The following is a 5,625-nucleotide window of genomic DNA, read 5'->3' on the forward strand; positions in this document are numbered from 1 at the left end:
TGCAGCGGGCGCAGGCCGACCGCTGGTGCGGCGCGGGCTGGGTGCTGGCCGGCGATGCGGCGCACAACGTGCACCCGCTGGCCGGCCAGGGCCTGAACCTCGGGCTGGCCGACGCCGAGGTGCTGGCGCAGGCGCTGCAGGGGCGCGAATACTGGCGCGGGCTGGGTGACGAGAAACTGCTGCGGCGCTACGAGCGCGCGCGCAAGGCGGACGTGCTGGCGCTGGGCTGGACCACCGACGGCCTGCAGCAGCTGTTCGCCCAGCCGGCCGAGCCTTGGGTCTGGGTGCGCAACTGGGGCATGCGCGGTTTCGACCGCAGCGGGCCGGTCAAGCACTGGGTGGCGCGGCAGGCGATGGGCCGGGCACAGAATCTGTTGAAAACGGGAAAACCATGACATTGATCCGAAGCGGGCACCTTGCGGCCCTCGCCGCCCTGGCGACCCTGGGCCTGCTGGCCGGCAGCGCCACGGCGCAGGCGCCAGCCACCGGCGCCGTGCCGCCCGCCGTGGAAAGCGCGTTGCGCAAGAACCTGCCGGAGCGGATTCCCCAGATGGGCAAGCTCGACGAAGTGCAGCGCACCCCGATCGCCGGCCTGTACGAGGTGCGCGTGGGCACCGACATCTTCTACACCGATGCCGAGGGCAGCTACCTGCTGCATGGCGGCCAGCTGATCGACACCAGGAGCCGGCGCAACCTGACCGAGGAGCGGATGGACAAGCTGCTGGCGATCGACGTCGCCACGCTGCCGCTCAAGGACGCCTTCACCATGGTGCGCGGCAACGGCAAGCGCAAGCTGGTGGTGTTCGAAGACCCGAACTGCGGCTACTGCAAACGCTTCGAGCGTGACCTGCAGAAGGTCGACAACATCACCATCCACATGTTCCTGTACCCGATCCTCGGGCCGGACTCGGTCGACAAGTCGCGCAACATCTGGTGCTCCAAGGACAAGGCCAGGGCCTGGATGGACTGGATGGTGCGCGACCAGCCCACGCCGCGCGCCGACGCCAGCTGCGACGCCGCGGCACTGGCCCGCAACCTGGAGCTGGGCCGCCGCTACAAGATCACCGGCACGCCGACGCTGGTGTTCGCCGACGGCTCCCGGGTGCCGGGCGCGATCGGCGCGGCGGAAGTCGAAAAGCTGCTGTCGCCCAAGTGAGCGTCGCACGCCCGACGGGACCGCACTACCGGGTCGAAGCGAGCGACCCGGCGGCGCACCTGTTCCATGTCACGCTGACGGTGGCGCAGCCGCAAGCGGCGCAGCGCGTCTCGCTGCCGGCATGGATCCCCGGCAGCTACCTGGTGCGCGAGTTCTCGCGTCACCTGCAAAAACTCAGCGCCCGCCAGAACGGCAAGGCGGTCGCCGTGCACCAGCTGGACAAAGCCGGCTGGCAGGTCGACTGCGTGCCTTCGGCGCCGCTGGTGCTGAGCTACGAGGTCTACGCCTTCGACAACTCGGTGCGCACCGCCTGGCTCGACACGCAGCGCGGCTTTTTCAACTGCACCAGCCTGTGCCTGAAGGTCGAGACCCAGGAACAGCTGCCGCACCAGCTGGAGCTGGTGGCGCTGCGCGCCTTCCCGAACTGGGAAGCGGCCACCGGGCTGGAGCCGCTCAAGACCGGCAAGCGCGGCTTTGGCACCTACCTGGCCGCCGACTACCACGAGCTGGTCGATTGCCCGGTCGAACTGGGCCCGTTGTACTCCGCCGAATTCCGCGCCGGCGGCGTGCCGCACCGGCTGGTGGTGGCGGGCTGCACCGAAGCCTTCGACGGCGAGCGGCTGGTGGCCGACATGCAAAAGATCTGCGAGGCACAGATCCGCTTCTGGCACGACCGCAAGCGCCCGCCTTTCAAGAGCTACCTGTTCATGCTGAACGCGGTGGACGACGGCTACGGCGGCCTGGAGCACCGCAATTCGACGGCCTTGATCGCGGCGCGGCGTGACCTGCCGCGGCTGGGCGACGCCCGCACCGCCGACGGCTACGTCACCTTGCTCGGGTTGATCAGCCACGAGTACTTCCACACCTGGAACGTCAAGCGGCTGCGGCCGGCAGAATTCGCCCAGTACGACTACCGCAGCGAGAACTACACCCAGCTGCTGTGGTTCTTCGAAGGCTTCACCAGCTACTACGACGACCTGGTGCTGCGCCGGGCCGGCCTGATCGACGAGCCGACCTACCTGAAGCTGCTGACCAAGACCATCAACCAGGTGCTGCAGACGCCGGGCCGCGAGGTGCAGTCGGTCGCGCAGGCCAGCTTCGACGCCTGGGTCAAGTACTACCGGCAGGACGAGAACACGGCCAACGCCACCGTCAGCTACTACACCAAGGGCGCGCTGGTGGCTCTGTGCTTCGACCTGACGCTGCGGCTGGAAGGCCATACCCAGCTCGACCACGTGATGCGGGCGTTGTGGCAGCGCTGCAAGGGCGGGCCGATGGCCGAGGCCGACTTCGCTGCGGTGCTCAAGGAACTGGGCGGCCGTGCCTTCACCCGCGAACTCACCGCCTGGGTGCACGGCACCCGCGAGCTGCCGCTGCGCGAGCTGCTGGAGCAGCACGGCGTGCTGGTGCTGGACGAGCCGGCGCAGCTGCAGCAGCGGCTGGGCGTGCGGACGACCGAGACCGGCGGCACCATCATGCTGAAGACGGTGCTGCGGGGCGGCGCCGCCGAACAGGCCGGCATGGCGGCCAACGACGAGTGGGTCGGCGTCGAAGTGGCGGGCGCCGCCTGGCGCCTGGGCAAGCTGGACGACCTGCCGCTGTATGCCGGCAGCCACCGCAAGGTGACGGCGCTGGTGGCCCGCGACCGCCGCCTGCTGCGGCTGGACCTCTCGCTACCGGCCAACGCCACCACCTGGCGGCTGGCGCTGCGCGACGCGCCGCGGGCGCAGGCGTGGCTGGGGCCGCAAGGCTGATGGCCTAGCGCGGGCGCTGCTCCACCACCTGCTTGGCCTTGCCCCTTCTGCGCTCGATGCCGCCCGCCGGGCGCAGCCCGATCTTCGCGGTCGTGCCAACGTACACCTTGATTTTCGCGCCCAGCTTGTCGGCGCCGGCTTGCGCGTCGCCGTGGGCAGGGTCCAGTCCGGCCGCCTCGACGGCAACCGTCAGGCAGTCGAGCGCGCCCTCGCGCGTGAGGATGCACTGGTAGTGCGGCGCCAGAGCCGGCTGCTTCAGGATCAGCTCCTCGATCTGCGTTGGAAACCCCTTGACGCCGCGCACGATCATCATGTCGTCGTCGCGGCCGGTCACCTTCTGCATCCGCCGCATGCTGGGCCCAGTGCCGGGTAGCTGCCGCGTCAGGTCGCGCGTGCGGTAGCGAATCACCGCCAGCGCCTCCTTGGTCAGGCTGGTGAAGACCAGCTCGCCTTGCGCCAAGGTCGCACGCGCGCGGCCATGTCGTGCGAGTCGACCATCATTCGCCCTTGAACCGGGCGGGACGTTTCTGCAGGAAGGCGCTCACGCCTTCAATGTAGTCGTGGGTTGCCCCGAGCCTGGACTGGGTGTCGCGCTCCAGGGCCAGCTGCTTGTCCAGGTCGTTGGAGGCGGCGGCGCGCAGCAGGTGACGCGTTGCCACCAGCGCCTTGGTCGGCATCTGCGCCAGCCGCCCGGCCAGCCTGAGCGCGGCGGCGACGCAGTCTTCGCCTTCGGCCGCCACGTCCCAGATCATTCCCCACTCCCTGGCATCTTTCGCCGAAACCTTGTCGCCCAGCATGGCGCAGCCCATGGCGCGCGCCAGTCCCAGCTTCTTGATCAGGAACCAGCTGCCGCCGGCGTCCGGGATCAGGCCGATCTTGCTGAAGGCCTGAATGAAGGACGCGTTCGGTGCCGCGATGGCGAGGTCGCAGGTCATGGCCAGCGAGGCGCCGGCGCCGGCGGCCACGCCGTTGATGGCGGCCACCGTCGGTACCCGCAGCGCCATCAGCCGGCGCACCGTGGGGTTGAACTGCTGCTCGATGATGGGGCCGGGGTCGGCCCGCCCGACCAGGTCGGGGCCGGGCGCGAAGTCGAACTCGGACAGGTCGGCGCCGGCGCAAAAACCCCGGCCGGCGCCGGTGATGACGGCCGCGCGGATCGCCTTGTCGCCCTCGATGCGGTCCAGCGCCGCGCCCAGCTCCTGGTGCATCTGGCGGCTGAAGCTGTTGAGCGCCTGCGGGCGGTTCAGGGTGATCAGCGCGACGCTCGCGCGCGCTTCGAACAGGACGGTGGCTTCGCTCATGGCGTCTCCCTGGCGCGGGACTCTAGCACCGGGCGTGGCCGGCCCGGGGCATGGTTTCCCTTGGGTATAGTGGCACGTTCACCAGCAGGAAAGCGCCATGGCATACGAACTGATCGAGGTCCGCACCGAAGCCGGCAAGGTCGGCGTGATCACGCTGAACCGGCCCAAGCAGCTGAACGCGCTGAACGACCAGCTGATGGACGAACTGGGCCAGGCGCTCAAGGCCTTCGATGCCGACGGCGCCATCGGCTGCATGGTCATCACCGGCAGCGAAAAGGCCTTCGCGGCCGGCGCCGACATCGGCGCCATGGCGAGCTACAGCTTCGCCGACGTCTACAAGGGCGACTACATCACCCGCAACTGGGAAGCCATCCGCGCGATCCGCAAGCCGGTGATCGCGGCCGTCAGCGGCTTCGCGCTGGGCGGCGGCTGCGAGCTGGCGATGATGTGCGACTTCATCATCGCTGCCGACAACGCCAAATTCGGCCAGCCGGAAATCAAGCTGGGGGTCATCCCCGGCGCCGGCGGCACCCAGCGCCTGCCGCGCGCGGTGGGCAAGGCCAAGGCGATGGACATGGCGCTGACCGGCCGCATGATGGACGCGGTGGAAGCGGAGCGCGCCGGGCTGGTCAGCCGCGTGGTGGCGCTGGACAAGCTGATGGGCGAAGCCCTGGGCGCGGCGCTGATGATTTGCGACTACTCGCAGATCGCCGTGCTGGCGGCCAAGGAGTCGATCAACCGCGCCTTCGAAGGCGGGCTGGCCGACGGCGTGATGTTCGAGCGACGCCTGTTCCACGCGCTGTTCGCCACCTCAGACCAGAAGGAAGGCATGGACGCCTTCGTCAACAAGCGCAAGGCGAACTTCACGCACCAGTAGGGCGCGTAGGGGTGCAAGCTTCGCTGCGCACCGCCCGGCTACCGGCGCAGCAGGCGCAGCGCCTCTTGGCGCAGTTGCGCATCCAGCTCGGGGTTCGCGCGCAAGCCGCGCCGCGCCTGGCCCGGGGGCTGCCAGCGCCATTGGCCCCCGGCCGACTCCAGCACGCCCAGCGGCTCCCCGTCCCGCCCCAGCTCCAGCCGCAGCTGCGCCGTGCCGGCGGGCGCAGCCGGCACGGCCTCCTGGCGCAGCCAGCGCGCGACCAGGTCGGGCAGGGCGCCGGCCAGGGCGCGCGGAACCACCACCGATGCGCCATCGCTTTCGACCCGTACCTCGCTCCAGCGCTCCCAGGGCGTCACCGTCGGCACGGCCGATCGTTGCGCGGCCAAGCCGGCCGGGGCTTGCCGCCCGCGCGCTTCCATCGCGGCGCCGCGGACGGCTTCGACCAGTGCTGGTGCGGCGGAGGTGACCGGTGGTGACGAAGCCGGCGCGGCGGCCGCGACCGGAGGTGGCGCTGCCTGCGTTGCCGGCGCCCGGGCC

At 70.2% G+C, this 5,625-nt stretch carries 5 protein-coding genes and 2 pseudogenes; 4 read left to right on the forward strand and 3 right to left on the reverse strand.

Annotated features, from left to right (window positions below; genetic code table 11):
• From JWP65_RS15855 to JWP65_RS15865, 3 genes are all read left to right on the forward strand, one after another.
• Positions 1-395: FAD-dependent monooxygenase (locus tag JWP65_RS15855; protein WP_299765419.1), on the forward strand; the 395-nt coding region annotated here is incomplete at its 5' end.
• Positions 392-1,156: a DsbC family protein gene (locus JWP65_RS15860; RefSeq protein ID WP_299765421.1), complete on the forward strand. Its 765-nt coding sequence runs from the start codon at positions 392-394 to the stop codon at positions 1,154-1,156. The genes JWP65_RS15855 and JWP65_RS15860, both read left to right, overlap by 4 nt.
• Positions 1,153-2,910 (forward strand): peptidase M61, encoded by a 1,758-nt coding sequence (locus JWP65_RS15865; protein ID WP_299765423.1) that lies wholly within the window; start codon positions 1,153-1,155, stop codon positions 2,908-2,910. Before JWP65_RS15860 ends, JWP65_RS15865 begins: the two co-directional genes overlap by 4 nt.
• A 4-nt stretch (positions 2,911-2,914) precedes the next feature.
• On the opposite strand, the pseudogene JWP65_RS15870 reads toward JWP65_RS15865, so the two are convergent.
• Positions 2,915-3,361 (reverse strand): annotated as a pseudogene (locus JWP65_RS15870) (phenylacetate--CoA ligase); the annotation flags it as partial.
• Between the two features lie 46 nt (positions 3,362-3,407).
• Positions 3,408-4,211: an enoyl-CoA hydratase-related protein gene (locus JWP65_RS15875; protein WP_299765426.1), complete on the reverse strand. Its 804-nt coding sequence runs from the start codon at positions 4,209-4,211 to the stop codon at positions 3,408-3,410.
• Positions 4,212-4,308: 97 nt separating this feature from the next.
• Between JWP65_RS15875 and JWP65_RS15880 the strand changes: the two genes are divergently transcribed.
• Positions 4,309-5,088, forward strand: a complete 780-nt coding sequence (locus JWP65_RS15880) for an enoyl-CoA hydratase (protein ID WP_299765428.1) — start codon at positions 4,309-4,311, stop codon at positions 5,086-5,088.
• Positions 5,089-5,126: 38 nt separating this feature from the next.
• Here JWP65_RS15880 and JWP65_RS15885 read toward each other — a convergent pair.
• Positions 5,127-5,625: pseudogene (locus JWP65_RS15885) on the reverse strand (hypothetical protein); the annotation flags it as partial.

The sequence above is a fragment of the Ramlibacter sp. genome (assembly GCF_028292805.1).
Classification (GTDB): domain Bacteria; phylum Pseudomonadota; class Gammaproteobacteria; order Burkholderiales; family Burkholderiaceae_C; genus Ramlibacter.